At 69.9% G+C, this 18,574-nt stretch carries 16 protein-coding genes; 14 read left to right on the top strand and 2 right to left on the bottom strand.

Annotated features, from left to right (window positions below; all coding sequences use genetic code 11):
- Window position 1 precedes the first annotated feature (1 nt).
- The 7 genes from folP to A4X17_RS03715 are packed head-to-tail and all read left to right on the top strand — an operon-like array spanning window position 2 to window position 5,315.
- Window positions 2–805, top strand: a complete 804-nt coding sequence (gene folP / locus A4X17_RS03745) for a dihydropteroate synthase (protein WP_064294332.1) — start codon at window positions 2–4, stop codon at window positions 803–805.
- Window positions 798–1,187, top strand: coding sequence for a dihydroneopterin aldolase (gene folB, locus A4X17_RS03740; RefSeq protein WP_079003845.1), 390 nt, complete (start codon window positions 798–800; stop codon window positions 1,185–1,187). The genes folP and folB overlap by 8 nt, the downstream gene beginning before the upstream one ends.
- Window positions 1,187–1,747 (top strand): 2-amino-4-hydroxy-6-hydroxymethyldihydropteridine diphosphokinase, encoded by a 561-nt coding sequence (folK, locus tag A4X17_RS03735; protein WP_064294330.1) that lies wholly within the window; start codon window positions 1,187–1,189, stop codon window positions 1,745–1,747. Before folB ends, folK begins: the two co-directional genes overlap by 1 nt.
- Window positions 1,744–2,223 carry a DUF3180 domain-containing protein gene (locus tag A4X17_RS03730; protein ID WP_064294329.1) on the top strand — a complete coding sequence of 160 codons (480 nt, stop codon included), beginning with the start codon at window positions 1,744–1,746 and terminating at the stop codon, window positions 2,221–2,223. Before folK ends, A4X17_RS03730 begins: the two co-directional genes overlap by 4 nt.
- A complete protein-coding gene (locus A4X17_RS03725) occupies window positions 2,180–2,794 on the top strand; it encodes a PH domain-containing protein (RefSeq protein WP_369808444.1) in 615 nt (204 codons plus the stop codon). The genes A4X17_RS03730 and A4X17_RS03725 overlap by 44 nt, the downstream gene beginning before the upstream one ends.
- On the top strand, window positions 2,791–4,605 hold the full coding sequence (locus A4X17_RS03720) for a PH domain-containing protein (RefSeq protein WP_064294328.1): 1,815 nt from the start codon (window positions 2,791–2,793) through the stop codon (window positions 4,603–4,605). Before A4X17_RS03725 ends, A4X17_RS03720 begins: the two co-directional genes overlap by 4 nt.
- Window positions 4,602–5,315, top strand: coding sequence for a Rossmann-like and DUF2520 domain-containing protein (locus A4X17_RS03715; RefSeq protein WP_064294399.1), 714 nt, complete (start codon window positions 4,602–4,604; stop codon window positions 5,313–5,315). Before A4X17_RS03720 ends, A4X17_RS03715 begins: the two co-directional genes overlap by 4 nt.
- A gap of 71 nt (window positions 5,316–5,386) precedes the next feature.
- Here the strand turns inward: A4X17_RS03715 and A4X17_RS03710 are convergent, their stop codons facing one another.
- Complete coding sequence (locus A4X17_RS03710) at window positions 5,387–5,884, bottom strand: DoxX family protein (protein WP_082915894.1); 498 nt, start codon at window positions 5,882–5,884, stop codon at window positions 5,387–5,389.
- Window positions 5,885–6,101: 217 nt separating this feature from the next.
- Here A4X17_RS03710 and lysS point away from each other — a divergent pair, with 217 nt between their 5' ends.
- The 7 genes from lysS to A4X17_RS03680 all read left to right on the top strand — a co-directional run bounded on the left by lysS (window position 6,102) and on the right by A4X17_RS03680 (window position 17,353).
- Window positions 6,102–7,622, top strand: coding sequence for a lysine--tRNA ligase (lysS, locus tag A4X17_RS03705; RefSeq protein WP_064294327.1), 1,521 nt, complete (start codon window positions 6,102–6,104; stop codon window positions 7,620–7,622).
- A 41-nt stretch (window positions 7,623–7,663) separates the two neighbouring features.
- Window positions 7,664–7,810 carry a hypothetical protein gene (locus A4X17_RS19120; protein WP_153303387.1) on the top strand — a complete coding sequence of 49 codons (147 nt, stop codon included), beginning with the start codon at window positions 7,664–7,666 and terminating at the stop codon, window positions 7,808–7,810.
- 100 nt (window positions 7,811–7,910) lie between these two features.
- The gene (locus A4X17_RS03700; protein WP_213014309.1) at window positions 7,911–8,108 is read left to right on the top strand and encodes a hypothetical protein; all 198 of its coding nucleotides are present in this window, start codon (window positions 7,911–7,913) and stop codon (window positions 8,106–8,108) included.
- A 78-nt stretch (window positions 8,109–8,186) separates the two neighbouring features.
- The gene (cls, locus tag A4X17_RS03695) at window positions 8,187–9,656 is read left to right on the top strand and encodes a cardiolipin synthase (RefSeq protein WP_157583306.1); all 1,470 of its coding nucleotides are present in this window, start codon (window positions 8,187–8,189) and stop codon (window positions 9,654–9,656) included.
- A gap of 139 nt (window positions 9,657–9,795) precedes the next feature.
- On the top strand, window positions 9,796–13,335 hold the full coding sequence (locus A4X17_RS03690; RefSeq protein ID WP_064294326.1) for an SdrD B-like domain-containing protein: 3,540 nt from the start codon (window positions 9,796–9,798) through the stop codon (window positions 13,333–13,335).
- A 179-nt stretch (window positions 13,336–13,514) separates the two neighbouring features.
- Window positions 13,515–14,651, top strand: a complete 1,137-nt coding sequence (locus A4X17_RS03685) for a hypothetical protein (RefSeq protein WP_064294325.1) — start codon at window positions 13,515–13,517, stop codon at window positions 14,649–14,651.
- Between the two features lie 173 nt (window positions 14,652–14,824).
- Entirely contained in the window at window positions 14,825–17,353 is a 2,529-nt protein-coding gene (locus A4X17_RS03680; RefSeq protein WP_064294324.1) for an ATP-dependent Clp protease ATP-binding subunit, read from the top strand.
- Window positions 17,354–17,480: 127 nt separating this feature from the next.
- On the opposite strand, the gene A4X17_RS03675 is transcribed toward A4X17_RS03680, so the two are convergent.
- Window positions 17,481–18,407: a Ppx/GppA phosphatase family protein gene (locus tag A4X17_RS03675; RefSeq protein ID WP_064294323.1), complete on the bottom strand. Its 927-nt coding sequence runs from the start codon at window positions 18,405–18,407 to the stop codon at window positions 17,481–17,483.
- Between the last annotated feature and the right edge of the window lie 167 nt (window positions 18,408–18,574).

Below are 18,574 nucleotides of genomic sequence, written 5' to 3'. Positions count from 1 at the left end.
CATGTTCCAGATCATGGGCGTCGTCAACGTCACCCCCGACTCGTTCAGCGACGGCGGCCGGTACCTCGACGTCGACGACGCCGTCGCCCACGGGCTCGAGCTCATCGCGGCCGGCGCCACCATCATCGACGTCGGCGGCGAATCGACGCGGCCCGGTGCCGCCCGGGTCGACACCCGCGAGGAGCAGCACCGGGTCGCACCCGTCATCGCGGCGTTGGCCGCCGCTGGTGCGCGAGTGAGTATCGACACGATGAACGCGGACACCGCCCGTGCCGCGGCCGACGCCGGTGCCTCGATCATCAACGACGTCTCCGGTGGCCTCGCCGACGACCGGATGCCGGGCGTGATGGCGGCGTCCGGGCTCGACTGCGTCATCAGCCACTGGCGCGGGCACTCGGCCGACATGGCGAGCCGCGCAACGTACACCGACGCGGCGGTCGACGTCGCTCGGGAACTCGACGACCGGGTGACGACCCTCCGCGGTCAGGGCGTCGACCCCGGCCGGATCGTCGTCGATCCGGGCCTCGGGTTCTCCAAGCACGCCGAGCACAACTGGCGCATCCTCGCCCGACTCGACCTGCTGCGCGAGCTCGGGTACCCGGTGCTGGTGGGCGCGTCCCGCAAACGGTTCATCGGAGCGCTCCTCCCCGAGGACGCCCCGATGGAGGCGCGCGATCTGCCGAGCGCCGTGGTGAGCGTGCTGGCCGCGCAGGCCGGAGCCTGGGGTGTGCGCGTCCACGACGTCGCCGCCACCAGACTCGCTCTCGATACCCTCGATGCATGGCAAGGTGGAGCCGATGACTGATTCGATCACCCTCACGGGCCTGCGGGCGTTCGCGCACCACGGCGTCTTCGACTTCGAGCGCGAGGCCGGACAGGAGTTCGTCATCGACGTCACCGTGTCGCTGGACCTCCGCCCGGCCGCCGGCGGCGACGAGCTCGGCGCGACCATGCACTACGGGGAGCTCGCCGAAGCGGTCGTGGCGGCCGTCGAGCGCGACCCGGTCGATCTCATCGAGACCGTGGCCGAGCGCATCGCCGACGTGGTGCTCGCGAACGAGCGCGCGGAAGCGGTCCGGGTCACCGTGCACAAACCGAGCGCCCCGATCACGGTGCCCTTCGCGGACGTGGCGGTGACGATCGAGCGCACCCAGGCCGACCGTACTGCGACCGGGCGGGCCGTCTGATGGTCTCGCGCACACCGATCCACGACCCCGCCCGTCGGCCCGGACCGCCGAAGCCTCGTGCCGTCTGGGCCGTCGTGGCCATCGGGGCCAACCTGGGGGACCGCCGCGCGACGATCGCACAGTCGGTGGAAGACCTCGCCGTCGTCGACGGGGTGCTCGAGGTGCGCCCGTCGCCGCTCGTCTCGAGCGCGGCCGTCAAGCCTGCCGGCGTCGACGAGTCGGCTCCGGCCTACCTCAACGGTGTCGCGGCCGTCCGCACCCGCCTCCAGCCGCACGCGCTCCTCGACGAACTCCAGCGGATCGAACTCGCGCACGGCCGCGTCCGCGAGGAGCGCTGGGGCGACCGGACGCTCGACCTCGACCTCATCGCCTACGACGACGAGACGATCGACGACGATCGCCTGACGGTCCCGCACCCGCGAGCCGCCGAGCGCGGATTCGTCGTCGTGCCCTGGCTGCTCCTCGACCCCGACGCGACGCTGCCCGGCGTCGGCCGCCTCGACACCCTTGCGGCCGCAAAGGACGGCTCCGTGGTCCCCGACGACGGCACGCACCCGTGAGCCGCACCACCGCGACACCGCTCATCGTCCTCGCCGGGGTGGGCGTCGTCGTCGGCTTCCTCGTCGAGGTCGCGATGGTCTCCGGCGGACGCGCGTCGATCATCCCACCCGTCACCCTCGCGGTCTCGCTCGTGGCGGTCGCGATCATCCTCATCGCCCTGTCCTGGCCGATCCGCCGCAGCACGACCGGTCGCGCCACCCGCCGGATCGATCCGTTCCGCGCCATGCGGGTCGCCGCGCTCGCGAAGGCCTCGAGCCATGCCGGCTCCCTGGTGGCCGGGGCGACCGTCGGGATCCTGCTCTTCGTCCTGACCCGCCCGATCCTGCCCGCGATAGGCTCGTTGTGGCTGGTGATCGCGTCCATCGTGGGATCGGTCGCACTCGTCGTCGCCGCCTTGGTGGCCGAGTGGTTCTGCACCGTTCCGAAGGATGATGATGACGACGCCGCACCCGGGGGAGCCCCGTCCCACACCTGACCAGCCCGCCGAACGGCCGCTGATCGAGACGCCGCTGGAGGAGCTGTCGTCGCCGGAGGCGGACCAGGTCGGCCCTGCGGAGCAGAGCGGCAAGCGGCTGGAACTGCCCGATGCCGAGTGGCGCCGCGTGAGTCGCAAGCTCATCGCCGTCGAGTTCATCTCCGAGGGCGCCGGCCTCGTGCTCGTCACGGCGGCCGTGGTCTTCGTCGCGCTCGTCTGGGACTGGACCTGGATCTGGTGGCCGTTCGCCGCGTTCGCCGTGATCTCCCTGATCGCCGCGGCATTCATCCCGCGCCGGATCCGATCGATCGGGTACCAGCTGCGCGCGGACGACCTGTTGTTCCGCCGGGGGATCATGTGGCAGCGCTTCGTCGCCGTGCCCTACGGGCGCATGCAGCTCGTCGACATCAACCGCGGGCCCCTCTCGCGGGCGTTCGGCCTCGCCGACCTCAAGTTCGTGACCGCCTCCGCCTCGACCGGTGTGGTGATCAACGGGTTGCCGGAAGCCGAGGCCGAGGGGCTGCGCGACCACCTCGTCGCCGTGGCGGAGAGTCGGCGGACCGGACTGTGAGCGAGCACCAGGCGGCAGGACCGCCGGAGCGGTTCGAGGCTCCGGCCGCGGGTCCTCGGGTGAAGCCGACGGCCGAGGCGATCGTCCCACGGGTGGCCGGACAGAGTCTCGTCGACGGACAGTGGCACCGGCTGCATCCGGCGACGCCGTTGCTCCGAGGTGGGATCGCGTTCGTCGCCATCCTCGGCATCGTCATCGCGAACCTCCGCGAGCGACTCATCGAGTTCTTCATCCCCGCTCCCGGGATGGAGCAGCCGACCGACCCGATCGACTACATCCTCAACCACGGCTTCGTCGGGTGGGTGCTCCTCGCGATCGCCGTCGGGCTCATCGTGGTGATCGCCGTGTTCTGGTTCTCCTGGCGCATGCACACCTTCCGGGTCACCGACGAGGCGGTGGAGGTGCGCAGCGGGATCCTGTTCCGCACGAACCGCAAAGCCAAGCTCGACCGCATCCAGGGCGTCTCGATCGAGAAGCCGCTCCTCGCCAGGCTCATCGGGGCCTCGCGCATCAACGTGAGCGTCGCGGGCCAGGACGCGAACGTCAAACTCGAGTACCTGTACGGTGTCGACGCCGACGGCCTCCGCCGGGACGTGCTCACGCTCGCGAGCGGGGTGAAGCTCGCCGAACGCCGGCAGTCCGCAGCAGCCGTCGACCCGGCCGACCCGACCCTGCCGCCGCAATCGGCGCCCGACGGCGCCGGCGGGGTGTCCCGGTTCGTCACCGAGCGCGTCGACGACTTCATCTCGCCCGAACTCGACCCGGAGGAGGCGGTGCCGGACTCCGTCGTGCGCCTGACGCTCGGGCGCCTGGTCGGGTCCACGCTGCTCAGCCCGTTCACCGTGATCGTCCTGATCTCGGTCGTGGTCGGTGTCGTGCTCCTCGTCAACGGCCTGGACTGGGCCTGGTTCTGGCTCGTCCCCATGGTGCTGAGTCTCGGGGCCTTCGTCTGGTCGAGCGTGACGAAGTCGTTGCGCTACAGCATCGCCGCGACACCCTCGGGCGTCCGCATCGGCTTCGGGCTCTTCTCGACGACCAACGACACCGTCCCGCCCGGCCGGATCCACGCGATCGAGGTGTCGCAGCCCATCATCTGGCGCCCGTTCGGCTGGTGGCGGGTTCGGATCAACAAGGCCGGCCTGTCCCTGGAGCAGGCCGCTCGCGGTGCGACGAGCAATACGGTGTTGCCGGTCGGGTCGCTCGTGGACGCCGCGCAGGTCGTGGAGTTGATGCTCGCGGGCCGCATCGACGGCAGCGCCTGGGCGCCCCTGCAATCGGCCCTCGCCACACGCGACGGCGTCGGTTTCGTGGGCTCGCCCCGTCGCTCGCGATGGATCAACTGGTTCTCCTGGCGTCGTACCGGCTACGCCCTGCGGGACGGGATGCTGCTGTTCCGGCAGGGGGTGGTCTGGCGCAAACTCCACATCCTCCCGCTTGCACGCCTGCAGAGCATCCGGATCGACCAGGGGCCGCTCCTGCGCGCGCTCGACCTCGCCTCCGCGACCGCGCACACGGTCCCCGGCCCGGTGATCGCCAAGCTTCCGGCCATGGCCCGCGACGAGGCGGTGCGGATGTTCGACGCGGCGTCGGCGGCGATCGTGGTCGCACAGTCGAACGATCGCAGCCACCGGTGGGCGAGTTTCGACCCTGAGCACCAGCCGTCCGAGGCGCAGGCGACGGCCCCCTACCTCGATGAGCCGACGGCGCAGTCCGCGTCGGCGACGCGGCCGGACGCCGAGCCGTGGCAGGAGCAGCGGCCGACTCCGTCCGTCTCGCTCCCGACGACCGACCACGACCGGAGGACCACGTGAGCGCGGAACGACGGAGCGCCAGACTCGGCATCGGGATCATCGGGAGTGGTCGCGTCGGCCCGGTCATCGGAGCGGCGCTCGGGGGAGCCGGACACGCGATCGTCGGCATCACCGCGGTGTCGGAGGAGAGCCTCGAACGGGCGAACGCCCTGTTGCCGGACGTCCCGGTGCTCGATCCGACCGAGGTGGTCGAGCGGAGTGAACTCGTCGTCATCGCCGTACCGGATGCGCAACTCGCGTCGTTGGTCGAAGGGCTCGCGGCGGTCGGTGCGTGGCAGCCGGGTCAGCTCGTCGCCCACACCTCGGCTCGGTTCGGGACCGCAGTCCTCGCTCCCGCCGCGAAGGCCGGCGCCATCCCGTTGGCATTGCACCCCGCGATGGTGTTCACCGGGACGAGCCTCGACCTCGCCCGGCTCCACGAGACGTCGTTCGCCGTGACCGCACCGGCCCCGGTCCAACCGATCGGGCAGGCGCTCGTGGTCGAGATGGGCGCGGAGCCCGTGATCATCGCCGAGGCCGATCGAGCGGCCTACGCCGAAGCTGTGGAGACGGCCGCGAGCTTCTCCCGCGCGGTCGTGCAGCAGGCGACGGGTCTGCTCCAGGACATCGGCGTGGAGAACGCCGGCGGCTTCCTGTCGTCGCTCGTGCGCTCGTCCGTCGACGAGGCCCTGCGCGGTGCGACCACGCCCGACGTCGACGAGCTGCTCTAGCCGGGTGCACGGACCACCGCCCGCCCACCCGAGTCGGGGCAGGCGGGCGGATCCGAGTCAGCCGACCCGTGTCAGCGGCTGCGGCGGCGTCGGATCAGCGCGTCGATCGCGAGTCGGCCCGGGCCCGCGAGGGTGAGCGCGAGCGACGCGAGTGCGAGCAGCATGACGTACTCGAAGCCGCCGTCGGCGGCGTAGAACCCCGCCGGCAGATGCACGAGCACCATCGCCACGGCCATCGTCACCGCGAGCAGGGCTCCCACGATGCGCGTGCCGAGGCCGACGATGAGCAGCAGGCCACCGACCACCTCGAGACCGGCGACGACGACCGCCGCGACCTCGGGAGCCGGGATGCCCATGCCGCCGAACCCGGAGGCGACGCCCGGAATGGAGTCGACGAGGAACTTCTGGAGCCCGTGCGCGATGAAGACCACGCCGAGCGCCAGGCGCAGGAGGAGGAGACCGGCGTCGATCCCCGCCTGTCCGCGCGTCGCGGCGGGGGAGGCCGGGACCGGTGGGACGGTGGTGGCATCGCGGTGGTCGGTGTGCTGGTGGTCGGAGAGCGTCGTCATGACGAGCCTTTCGAGTTCGTTTCCGGCGTCGGTGCCCCCGATCGGGACTCCTGTCCTTCGAGCCAAGCACGGCCCGGGTACCCGGCGATGTCCTCCGAATGGTTGTTCGCAGACCCTTGTCAGGCCGTCGATAGCCGGTTCATAGGAAGCCGGCCGTGCGCACGGCGTGCACGGTCCCCGGTAAACTCCAGTGACCGCACGAGGAGAATCCCACCGCATGACTGACACGACGCCAGAGCCGATCGACGACGCAGCAGAGCAGGCAGAGCTCTCCGAGCAGAAGGCCGTCCGGCTCGCGAAGCGCCAGCGCCTCATCGACGAGGCGACGTCGGGTGCCGGTGGCGCCTACCCCGTCACCCTCCCCATCACCGACACGATCCCGGCGGTGCGTGCCCGCTTCGGCGACCTCCAGCCCGACGAGGCGACCGGCGTCACGGTCGGCGTCGCGGGCCGCGTCGTGCACCTGCGCAACACCGGCAAGCTCTGCTTCGCCAGCCTCCAGTCGGGCGACGGCAGCCGCATCCAGGCGATGGTGAGCCTCGCCAGCGTGGGCGACGAGCAGCTCGCGGCCTGGAAGGAGCTCGTCGACCTCGGCGACCACGTCTTCGTCTCCGGCGAGGTCATCTCCAGTCGTCGTGGCGAGCTGTCGATCATGGTGGCCGAGTGGACCATCGCGGCCAAGGCGATCCTGCCCCTGCCGAACCTCCACAACGAGCTCAACGAGGAGACGAGGGTCCGGAGCCGGTACCTCGACCTCATCGCCCGCGACCAGGCGCGCAAGAACGTGCTCGACCGGGCCAAGACGGTCGCGAGCCTCCGCCAGACCTTCACGGAGCGCGACTTCGTCGAGGTCGAGACGCCGATGCTCCAGGTCATGCACGGTGGAGCCTCGGCCCGCCCGTTCGTCACCCACTCGAACGCGTTCGACACCGAGCTCTACCTGCGCATCGCGCCCGAACTGTACTTGAAGCGCGCCGTCGTCGGCGGCATCGACCACGTCTACGAGATCAACCGCAACTTCCGCAACGAGGGCGCCGACTCCACGCACAGCCCCGAGTTCGCCATGCTCGAGGCGTACGAGGCCTACGGCGACTACGGCACCATGGCCGACCTCACGCAGACCCTCATCCAGAACGCCGCGCTCGCGACGAGCGGGAGCCACGTCGTGACCTGGGCCGACGGCACGCAGTTCGACCTCGGTGGCGAGTGGGACCGCATCTCGATGTTCGAGAGCCTGTCGGCCGCGGCGGGTGTCGAGATCACTCCGCAGACGCCGATCGAGGAACTCAAGGCGCTCGCTGAGCGTGAAGGCGTCGAGGTCCCGCACCCCATCCACGGCAAGTACGTCGAGGAGCTGTGGGAGCACTTCGTCAAGGGTGGCCTCGAGCGCCCGACCTTCGTCATGGACTTCCCCGTCGACACGAGCCCGCTCGTGCGCGCCCACCGCTCGATCGAGGGCGCCGTCGAGAAGTGGGACCTCTACGTCCGCGGCTTCGAGCTCGCCACCGGCTACTCCGAACTCGTCGACCCGGTCGTGCAGCGCGAACGGTTCATCGAGCAGGCGAAGCTCGCCGCACAGGGCGACGTCGAGGCCATGCGTCTCGACGAGGAGTTCCTGCGGGCGCTCGAGTTCGGGATGCCGCCGTCCGGCGGCATGGGGATGGGCATCGACCGTCTCCTCATGGCGCTCACCGGCCTCGGCATCCGCGAGACGATCCTCTTCCCCCTGGTCAAGTAGCTGCCGCCCGGCAGCACGACCACCGACAGTCAGGCGCGACGATGAGCATGATGGACCCCGGCGACCACCAGGACCCGAAGAAGCAGGGACCGACGACGGCGCGCATCACGATCTGGATCGTGGTCGGCGGGATCGGCCTGTACCTCGTCGTCAGCGGTCTGTGGGGCGCTCTCGCCGGAGGCTCCTGAGCCGGCTGCGCGCCCGTTCGGGATCGCGCCACCACGTCGTTCCGGTCGCTGAGCCAGCTCTCCGGTCCCTGAGCCTGTCGAAGGGCGGTACGATTGACGGGTGATCGAAGACTACTGGCTCAACGCGCTCTGGTCGCTGCTGCCCACCGTGGTCGTCGGCATCATCTTCTGGGTCGTCATGCGCGCCATCCTGCGGTCCGACCGCAACGAGCGCAAGGCGTACGCGCAGGTCGAGGCGGAGCAGCGCGCGAAGCTCGGTCTCCCGCCGGTCGAGCCCTCCGGCCCCCGCGAGGTCTGACCCGCACGTATCACGTGGCGAGGTCACCCCACAGCTGTCCGGCATGGTCAGTAGGCTGGAGCCTCGGCAGCTGAGCGGATGGGCGACATGACGATCGAGTTCTCCTGGAACTGGCTGGGCATCACGGCCCTCGTCCTGGACTTCATCATCCGTGTCGTCGCGGTGATCGTCGTCCCGCGCAACCGGCGCCCCACCGCGGGGATGGCCTGGCTGCTCGCGATCTTCCTCATCCCGTATATCGGTGTCATCGCCTTCCTCCTCATCGGGAACCCGAAACTGCCGCGGGCGCGCCGGCGGAAGCAGTACGACATCAACGTCTACATCCGCCAGACGACGCGCGACCTCGTCAAGGCGAACCTGACGTCGAACGCGCCGGCCTGGTTCCGCTCGGTCGTGACGCTCAACCGCAATCTCGGATCGATGCCGCTGCAGGGCGGGAACACCGCGAGTCTCATCGGTGACTACGAGGCATCACTCCACGCCATGGCCGAGGAGGTCGACCGCGCCGAGCAGTTCGTGCACGTCGAGTTCTACATCCTCACCTGCGACCGCACCACGAAGCCGTTCTTCGACGCCCTCGAGCGTGCGGTGGCCCGCGGCGTGACGGTCCGAGTGCTGCTCGACCACTTCGCGAGCTGGCGGACCCCCGACTACAAGCACACGCTGAAGCGCCTCACCACGATGGGTGCCCAGTGGGCGCTCATGCTGCCGCTCCAGCCGTTCAAGGGCAAGTTCCAGCGTCCCGACCTCCGGAACCACCGCAAGATGGTGATCGTCGACGGCGCGGTCGCCTACATGGGCTCGCAGAACATGATCGACCGGAGTTACAACAAGCCGGGCAACATCAAGCGTGGTCTCCAGTGGCAGGAGCTCATGACGCGGGTGGAGGGCCCCGGGGTCGCGGGGATCAACACGATCTTCCTGAGCGACTGGTACAGCGAGACGGGCGACGTCCTGTCCCACGAGGTCGGCCTGCTCGACGCCCGACCGGTGGGCGACCTCGAACTGCAGGTCGTACCGAGCGGGCCGGGGTTCGACGGCGACAACAACCTCAAGTTGTTCCTCACCCTCATCTACGCGGCGCAGCGGCGCATCGTCATCACGAGTCCGTACTTCGTACCCGACGAGTCGTTGCTCGCAGCGGTCACGACCGCCGTCCAGCGCGGTGTGCCGGTCGACCTGTTCGTCTCGGAGATCGGCGACCAGGCGATGGTGTGGCACGCGCAGCGCTCCTACTACGAGGCGCTCCTGCGGGCCGGCGTGCGGATCTTCCAGTACCCGGCGCCGTACATCCTCCACGCGAAGCACTTCACGATCGACGACGACGTCGCCGTGATCGGATCGAGCAACATGGACATGCGTTCCTTCGGCCTCAACCTGGAGGTCTCGCTGATGGTCCGCGGTCGCGAGTTCGTCCAGGAGATGCGGGGCGTCGAAGACGGATACCGGGAGATCAGCAAGGAGCTGACGCTCGCGGAATGGTTGAAGCAGCCGCTGCGGTCGACGGTGCTCGACAACCTCGCGAGGCTCACCTCCGCGCTCCAGTAGGCGTCACCCGTCGACGCACCGACGCCCCGATCATCCGACAGCTGCCCGTCTTCGTCCGGCCCTGTGGATATCCCAGATATCAGTCGACCACATTGTGTAACGTGTGACCGCCCCCTCTCGTCAAGAAGGTCGGACCCACGTGAACACCATCCTCTTCCGCAGGGCGCTCGGCGCCCTGTCCGTCGCCGCCGTGACCGGGGGCGCGCTGCTCCCGGCCGCGACGCCTGAACCCGCGGCCGCGCCGGCGCCCGAGATCGTCTCGGCCGCCACCGACGTCTCGGACCGGGCGCTCGGGCTTACCACCGTGCTCCAGCGGACCGCCACCGGCAGCGTCCCGTTCGACGCCGAGCCGGGGCCCGGGCTCGACGTCTCTCCGGACGACCCCGTGCTGCGTTCCCACGACGCGGTCACCTACACGATCGAGGTGCAGCTGCGCGGTGCCGCCGAGGACGACCGGGTGGTCGTCCGTCAGCGCCTACCCGAGGGACTCCGATGGCCGCCCGTCGCCCAGCTCCCGGGGTACTGTGCCGCGGGCTCGACCGTCAGCGACGATCGCTCGGTCGTCGACTGCGTGCGGACCGACGTCCTGCCGAACTCGGTGAGCGCGATCGACCTCACGGCCGTGCTCGCATCCTCCCCGCCGAACGGCACGGTCATCACCGCGCCGCAGAGCGGGATCGAGACCATCGCGATCGACGCGGCCGACGGCTCGGAGATCCGTGCCAGCACGACCGCACCCGATCTCGTCGTCAGCAGCGCTCCCCGCGTCAACGTGGGTGTGAAGCGCGGTCCGATCGTCGCCGACGTCACGGAGCGCGACGGCACGCGAGGCTGGTACGTCGCGCACGACACCGCCCTCTCGGTCACCGGGTTCGGCACCGACGAGGGCCGAGGCGCCCGAGGTTCCGGCAACGTGGTCGAAGACGTGACCTTCCGGATCGACCTCGGCGGGTACCCGGCCGGCACCCGCCTGGCCACGGTGAACCCCGAGGGGCGACCGGTCTCGAACAGCTGCCTCGTCGGCGCCTTCGACACCGCGGTCTTCCCGAAGGCCGGCGGCGGGGGCACCGACGCGGTCACGGACTCCGGGACCTGGTCCTGCGAACTCGAACCCGATGGTCGTTCCGCGCTCGTCACCATCAGCGGCGCCGATCTGAGCGGCGACCACATCCCGACCCGGTCCGCCTCGGGCGCCGCGATCACCGCGCAGGGTTACCTCGCGATCGGCCGGTTCGGCGTGTTCGTGCCGGAGTCCGCGGTGCCGTCGAACGGCTCCCTCCCGGTGCGGCTCGACCTCACCGACCTCGACGTCCGGGGTGTCACCGCCGACGGGACACCCCTCCCGAACGCCCCCGAACCGCTCGCCGACAACACGGCCAACGCGACGATCGCCCAGCGCACCGGTGGCGGCGAGCACACGACGCGCTACGTCGACCGCCGGACGGAGAACCGTCTGGTACCGGGGCAGAGCACGGCCGGCTCCGGAGACGGGCCCGTCGCCGGCGGACAACGCTTCGAACAGACGGTCGCCTGGAACAACACCACGACGAGCCCCCTCACGGGAGCGGTGCTCTGCGCGGTCTTCGACCCGGCCACGCAGCGCGTCGGTGAGCGTCCCGGAGGCGGTGCCCCGGCCGAGTCCCGGACCACCGGTGGGCCCGTGATCGTCGAGTACGGCACGACGCCGAGCGTCGACACGACGGCCGACGCGGATACCCGCCAGGCGCAGATGGACGCGACCACCTGTGAGGACGCCGACGACACCTGGGTCTCGGACCCGTCGCTCGTCGACACCGAGGACATCACCAGGGTCCGTCTCCGCCCGGTCGACGGTGTGCTCCCGCCCCGGACGGGCGTCACCCTGTGGGTACAGCTCCAGGCGGTGCAGGGCCTCGAGGTGGGTACCCGTCTCACCGAGACCTACAGTGTGAAGTCCTCCGGCAATGGGGAGGACCGTGAGTCGGCGAGCTCCTGGGTCGAGGACGGCTGGTGGCACGGACGGTATCGCGCCACCGACGACAACGCCCAGTACCCGCGAGGCGATCAGCTGGTCGCCGCGAACGCGGCGGTCGCTCTGAACAAGCGCGCGACCTCGCCCCAGGTCGCTCCCGGCGCACCGGCCCCCATCGCCGCCGGCTCCCCGATCACCTTCGAGGTCCGGCCGGAGATCGTCACGCCGGACGGCGTGGCCGACCGGGCTGCGGGTGTCACCGTCTCGGACTCCCTACCGGCCGGCTTCGTCTTCGACGCCGAATCCGCGACGCCGCCCGCGACGACCGCTGTGGCGCAGCCCGATGGGAGCACGCTCCTCACCTGGGACCTCGGTCGGATCAGGCAGGGCGCGGAGCCGGTGATCACCTACACCGCGATCTCGGATCGCTTCGTGGTGGGCCAGTTCCTCAATCGCGCGATCGTCGCGAGTCCCGACGACCCCGGATCGCTGTCGGACTTCCCGGCGGACGCCGGCAGACTCGACGCCCACTACTCCTGGCAGTCGATGGTGGTCAGCACCCCCTCGGGGCTGCAGATCGACAAGCACGTCGCCCGGTCCGTCGTCGAGTTCGGCGACGCGGTCGAGGTCGACGTCGTCTTCGGGAACATGAGCGCCGGGGCCGTGCAGCGCGAGGTCCGGATGATCGACGTCCTCCCGTACCCGGGCGACGAACGCGGCTCGACCGGGCAGGGCGTCCTGGCGGGTCCGGCCACGTCGGACGGAGCGGACCTCCGCTATACGGCGGCCCCCGGTGACGCGGTCGCGAGCCACGTCGACCCCGTCGTCGACGACGGCTTCGGCACCCTGCCGGACGGAGCACGGTGGTGCGCGGCGGACGAGTTCGGCACGACCGGGTGCCCGGCGTCCATCGCAGCGGCGACCGCGATCGAGGCCACCGTCGCCGAGCTCGCGCCGTTCGCGCCGGTGGTCGTCGACTACGAGCTGACGACCACCGGTGCCGCGGTCGACGCCCGGTTCGTGAACGACGCCGTCGTGCACTCCGCGACGCAATCGCTCGGCGCGCAATCGCCGCAGGTCGCGGCTCAGTTGGTGAGCTCGGCGCTCGGGGAACGCATCTGGTGGGATCTCGATGCGAACGGGCTCGACGACGACGGGCTCGACGGGACGCCGGGGCCTGGTGTCGCAGACGTCGAGCTCGAACTGATCGGCACCGACAAGCACGGTGAGCCCGTCACCCGGGCCGTCACGACCGACGCCGACGGGCGGTACCGGTTCGATGCGCTCCGCTCCGGTGCCTACCGGATCGACGTGCGACTCCCGGACGACCTGGTGGCCGATGCCACGTCGCCTCGGGTCGGCGACGACGATCTCCGGAACTCCGCGATCGACCCGGCGGAGTGGGTCATGCCGGACATCGTGATCGCGGACCCGTCGCCGAGCGGAGCCGACGGCGAGGATCTCCGTTGGAACGGTGGGCTCATCGCGACCGAGCCCGGGACCGGCCCGGATCCTGAGGGGCCGGGCGTGACGCCGGGTGGATCGGAGGGCTCGACCGGTCGGGACACCGCGAGTCCGCTCGCCGTCACCGGCGCCGGGCTCACGACCGGGGCACTGCTCGCGGCCGGCCTGCTCGTCGTCGCCGGCCTGCTCGTCTTGGCACTGCGGCGGACGCGACGGCTCGTCGCATCGGAGCAGCCGACGGACGGCCCGGTCACGACCGAGTGACGAGGCTGTGAGTCGGGCCGCGGGATCGATGTCCCGCGGCCCGACCCGGCTCCGAATGTCCGCAGAATCGACCCCGGGTCAGCGGGTGGGCGCTCCCTATACTGGGGTCAAGTCAGGCCCACGACGGCGTCGCCTGCTCCCGGTCGACCCTTCGCCTGACGCGATCGAAGGAGGCATCAGTGCACCACACCGATATTCCGACCCGCTCCGACATCGTCGAGCTCGCCACCGCTCGCGAGCCCGGCAGCGTGTCGATCATCCTCGCGACGAGCACCAACCCCTCGGATACGAGCCATATCCGCTTGGACCTCAAGAACCAGGTGAAGGTGGCGGTCGAGCAGCTGACGGCTGCGGGAGCAGACCGGGCGGCGATCGCGGCGTTCACGCAGACGGTCGACGACCTCCAGGAGGATCCGGACTTCCTCCGCTACCTGTCGTCGAGCCTCGCGCTCTACATCAGCCCGAGTCTCACGCGCTACTTCCGCGTGCCGAACATCCTCCAGTCCTGCACGGAGGTCTCGGACCGCTTCTTCATCAAGCCGTTGATGCGCGCGCTCACCTTCCCGCAGTCGGCCTACGTCCTGGCGCTCGCGCAGAGCGGTGTGCGACTCGTCGCGGTCTCGCGTGATCTCCCGGCCACGAGCATCGAACTCGAGGGTGTCCCCGCCGACGTGGCCGCAGCCGCGGGTGTCGACTCGATCCGGGGTCGCGGTTCCGACGGACGCAGCCCCCAGGGACGCATCCAGGGTTCCGAGGGACAGAAGGTCCGGATGCAGGAGTACGCGCAGGCGATCAACAAGGCGTTGTCGCCCGTGCTCGCCGGCTCGAAGGAGCCGCTCATCCTCGCAGGCGCCGAACCGATGACGGGGATCTTCCGGTCCGTCTCGAGTTACAAGCACCTCGTGAAGCCCGAGATCGAGGGCAACCAGCAGGAGCGCTCCGACGAGCAGCTCGCCGCAGCAGCCCGCCCGATCCTCGACGAGCTCTACGCCGCCGAACTGCACGCGCTGTGCGAGGAGTTCGGCACCCGCGCGTCGAATGGTCGTGCCGTGACCGACCTCGGCGACGTCGCACGTGCCGCGACGGCGAACGCGGTCGACACCCTGTTCGTCGACATCGACAGCAACCTGCCGGGCACGGTCGACGAGACCACCGGTGTCGTCACGCTCGCCGACGACGCCGACGCGACGAACTACGGCGTGATCGACGAGATCCTCCGCCGGGCGCTGCTCTCCGACGCCCGGATCCTCGCCGTCCGTGCCGACGACGTCCCCGGTGGGGGCGCCCTCGCGGCGACCGTCCGGTTCCCGGTCTGACCGAGCCGCGATCAGCCGACACCCGCAGCGCACGTGCCCGGTGCACGTGCGCTGCGGCGTTCCCGGTGGCCGCGCATCACGCCCACGGCGAACAGGGGCGAAGAGAGCTGCGGCGGTCGTTACGCTCCTACTAACGGCATCACCACCCTGCCCGGTGCCGGAGGAGAGTGATCATGTTCGAGAGATTCACCGACCGTGCGCGTCGTGTCGTCGTCCTGGCCCAGGAAGAGGCCAAGATGCTCAACCACAACTACATCGGGACCGAGCACATCCTGCTCGGCCTCATCCACGAGGGAGAAGGAGTCGCCGCCAAGGCGCTCGAGTCCCTCGGGATCTCCCTCGATGCCGTGCGCGAGCAGGTCACCGACATCATCGGCACCGGCCAGCAGCAGCCGACGGGACACATCCCGTTCACGCCGCGCGCCAAGAAGGTGCTGGAGCTGAGCCTGCGCGAAGCGCTGCAGCTCGGCCACAACTACATCGGCACGGAGCACATCCTGCTCGGCCTCATCCGCGAGGGCGAGGGCGTCGCAGCCCAGGTCCTCGTGAAGCTGGGCGCCGACCTCAACCGTGTGCGCCAGCAGGTCATCCAGCTGCTGTCCGGCTACCAGGGCAAGGAAGCAGCCCCGGTCGGCGGCAACCAGAGTGAGCAGCAGGCGCAGGGCGGGTCGCAGATCCTCGACCAGTTCGGCCGCAACCTCACGCAGGCCGCGCGCGACAACAAGCTCGACCCGGTCATCGGTCGCGACAAGGAGATGGAGCGGGTCATGCAGATCCTCTCCCGTCGCTCGAAGAACAACCCGGTCCTCATCGGTGAGCCCGGCGTCGGCAAGACCGCCGTCGTCGAGGGTCTCGCCCAGGCGATCGTCAAGGGCGATGTCCCGGAGACGCTGAAGGACAAGCAGCTGTACTCGCTCGACCTCGGCTCGCTCATCGCCGGTAGCCGCTACCGCGGTGACTTCGAGGAGCGCCTGAAGAAGGTCACCAAGGAGATCCGCACCCGCGGCGACATCATCGTCTTCATCGACGAGATCCACACCCTCGTGGGTGCCGGTGCCGCCGAAGGCGCGATCGACGCGGCCTCCATCCTCAAGCCGTTGCTCGCCCGCGGTGAGCTCCAGACCATCGGTGCCACCACGCTCGACGAGTACCGCAAGCACTTCGAGAAGGACGCCGCACTCGAGCGTCGCTTCCAGCCGATCCAGGTCATGGAGCCGTCGCTGCCCCACACGATCAACATCCTCAAGGGGCTGCGCGACCGGTACGAGGCACACCACAAGGTGTCCATCACCGACGGCGCGCTCGTCTCGGCGGCGAACCTCGCCGACCGGTACATCTCCGACCGCTTCCTGCCCGACAAGGCCATCGACCTGATCGACGAGGCCGGTGCACGCCTGCGTCTGTCGATCCTCTCGAGCCCCCCGGAGCTGCGCGAGTTCGACGACAAGATCGCCGGCGTCCGCGAGGCCAAGGAGACGGCCATCGAGGAGCAGGACTTCGAGAAGGCCGCTTCGCTCCGTGACGAGGAGAAGAACCTCCTCGGTGAGCGTCTGCGCCTCGAGAAGCAGTGGCGCTCGGGCGACGTCAAGACGACCGCCGAGGTCGACGAGGGTCTGATCGCCGAGGTGCTCGCCCAGGCGACAGGCATCCCCGTCTTCAAGCTCACGGAGGAGGAGTCCTCGCGACTCGTCTTCATGGAGAAGGCGCTGCACCAGCGGGTCATCGGTCAGGAGGAGGCCATCTCGGCGCTCTCCAAGACCATCCGCCGCACGCGTGCCGGCCTCAAGGACCCGAAGCGTCCCTCGGGCTCGTTCATCTTCGCCGGCCCCACGGGTGTCGGTAAGACCGAGCTCGCGAAGGCGCTCGCCGAGTTCCTGTTCGACGACGAAGGCGCGCTGATCTCCCTCGACATGTCGGAGTACGGCGAGAAGCACACGGTCTCGCGACTGTTCGGTGCTCCTCCCGGGTTCGTCGGCTTCGAAGAGGGCGGCCAGCTCACCGAGAAGGTGCGCCGCAAGCCGTTCAGCGTCGTGCTCTTCGACGAGATCGAGAAGGCCCACCCCGACATCTTCAACTCGCTCCTCCAGATCCTGGAAGAGGGCCGGTTGACGGATGGTCAGGGTCGCGTCGTCGACTTCAAGAACACCGTCATCATCATGACCACCAACCTCGGTGCTCGCGACATCGCCGGTGGTCCGGTCGGCTTCCAGATCGAGGGCAACGCCTCGACCGGGTACGACATCATGCGCGGCAAGGTGAACGAGGAGCTGAAGAAGCACTTCAAGCCCGAGTTCCTGAACCGTGTCGACGACATCATCGTGTTCCCGCAGCTGTCGAAGCCGGAGCTCCTGCAGATCGTGGACCTGTTCACGAAGCGTCTCTCGGAGCGTCTGCTCGACCGCGACATGACGATCGAGCTCACGCTGCCGGCGAAGGAGCGCCTCATCGAGGTCGGTTTCGACCCGACCCTCGGTGCTCGTCCGCTGCGTCGTGCGATGCAGCGCGAGGTGGAAGACCAGCTCAGCGAGCAGATCCTCCACGGCGAGCTCAATGCCGGCGACCACGTGCACGTCGACTTCGTGAACGGCGCGTTCGCCTTCACGACCTCGGCTCGCGGTGAGTCGGTCGGTGCCGGCGTCAACGCGCAGGCGTCGCTCGGTACGGGTTCGGCCACGCCGGACCTCGCGATCACGGGCGAATAGCCCCGAGTCACCGAAGGCCCCCACTCCGCGGAGTGGGGGCCTTCGTCGTGCCGGAACGTGTTGGTTCGCCCATCCTCGGGCGATTCGGCGCTCACTCGCCCGAACCTGGGCGAGCGAACGATGGCGGTCAGCCGAGGCGGTCGAGGTACCGGAGGATGATGCCCTCGCGGAGCGCCCAAGGGGAGACGTCGAGCTCGCGGACGCGGAAGGCGGCCATCGCCTCGGACAGGACGATCCCGCCGGCGACGATCTGGAAGGTGCGGTCGGCGGTGATCCCGGGGAGCGCGGGGCGGGCCTCGGCCGGAATGCGGGCGAGCCGGGGGATCCAGTCGTCGAGCTGGCTGCGCCGGAGCAGCGACCGTTCGGTGCCTCCGATGCCGTCGGCCACCGATCCGGCGAGGCGTGCGAGGGAGCGGATGGTCTTGGACGACCCGACGACGTGGTGGGCGTCGGGCTCCTCGGCGAACGCGGGGAGTGCTGCGGTGAGCACCTCGCGGGCGTGTAGGCGGAGTGCCTCCTGCTGTGCGGCGGTCGGCGGGTCGTCGTGGAGGAAGCCCACGGTGGAGCGGCCGGCGCCGAGCGGGAGGGAGATCGCGACATCGGGATATTCGTCGCCGCCGGCTGCGATCTCGAGTGAGCCGCCGCCGATGTCGAGGAGGAGCATCTCGCCGGCCGACCAGCCGTACCAGCGGCGGACGGCGAGGAAGGTGAGCTTCGCCTCGTCGTCACCGGAGAGGACCTGCAGGGCGATGCCGGTCCGTTCCTCGACGAGGGCGAGGACCTCCGGCCCGTTCGTCGCCTCACGGATGGCCGAGGTCGCCATCGAGAGCAGTTCGTCGAGGCCGCTCTCGCGGGCGATCGCTGCCGCTGCACCGATCGACTCGAGGATGACCGCGACGCCCTCGTCGCTGATCGATCCGTCCGGGGTGAGGTATCGCATGAGCCGCAGCACCGACTTGTGCGACGACTGGGGGATCGGCCGCGCTCCTGGGTGTGCATCGACGATGAGCAGGTGGACGGTGTTCGATCCCACGTCGAGGACTCCGAGTCGCATGCGCTCACAGTACTGCCTGCCCGCCCGCGTCCGCTGTGGTCGGTCGCCAGCGCGGTGCGCTGACGTGAGCGCGGGTCCAGTGCGTGAGCGCGGGTCTCCGGAGGGGTGCGCTCACGCGCTGGACCCGCGGTGAGGCCGATCCCGCGCCACTCGCGTCGGCGCACCGC

This window comes from Plantibacter sp. H53, from assembly GCF_001650455.1.
Lineage (GTDB): Bacteria > Actinomycetota > Actinomycetes > Actinomycetales > Microbacteriaceae > Plantibacter > Plantibacter flavus_A.
The sequence above is the reverse complement of the archived record's forward strand: the minus strand, read 5'-3'. Positions and strand labels throughout refer to the sequence as shown.

Coding starts and splice junctions, on each gene's coding strand:
- folP (WP_064294332.1), top strand. CDS start 2: ATGTTCCAGATCATGGGCGTCGTCAACGTCACCCCCGACTCGTTCAGC.
- folB (WP_079003845.1), top strand. CDS start 798: ATGACTGATTCGATCACCCTCACGGGCCTGCGGGCGTTCGCGCACCAC.
- folK (WP_064294330.1), top strand. CDS start 1,187: ATGGTCTCGCGCACACCGATCCACGACCCCGCCCGTCGGCCCGGACCG.
- A4X17_RS03725 (WP_369808444.1), top strand. CDS start 2,180: ATGATGACGACGCCGCACCCGGGGGAGCCCCGTCCCACACCTGACCAG.
- A4X17_RS03710 (WP_082915894.1), bottom strand. CDS start 5,884: ATGACGACGCTCTCCGACCACCAGCACACCGACCACCGCGATGCCACC.
- lysS (WP_064294327.1), top strand. CDS start 6,102: ATGACTGACACGACGCCAGAGCCGATCGACGACGCAGCAGAGCAGGCA.
- A4X17_RS19120 (WP_153303387.1), top strand. CDS start 7,664: ATGAGCATGATGGACCCCGGCGACCACCAGGACCCGAAGAAGCAGGGA.
- cls (WP_157583306.1), top strand. CDS start 8,187: ATGGGCGACATGACGATCGAGTTCTCCTGGAACTGGCTGGGCATCACG.
- A4X17_RS03680 (WP_064294324.1), top strand. CDS start 14,825: ATGTTCGAGAGATTCACCGACCGTGCGCGTCGTGTCGTCGTCCTGGCC.
- A4X17_RS03675 (WP_064294323.1), bottom strand. CDS start 18,407: ATGCGACTCGGAGTCCTCGACGTGGGATCGAACACCGTCCACCTGCTC.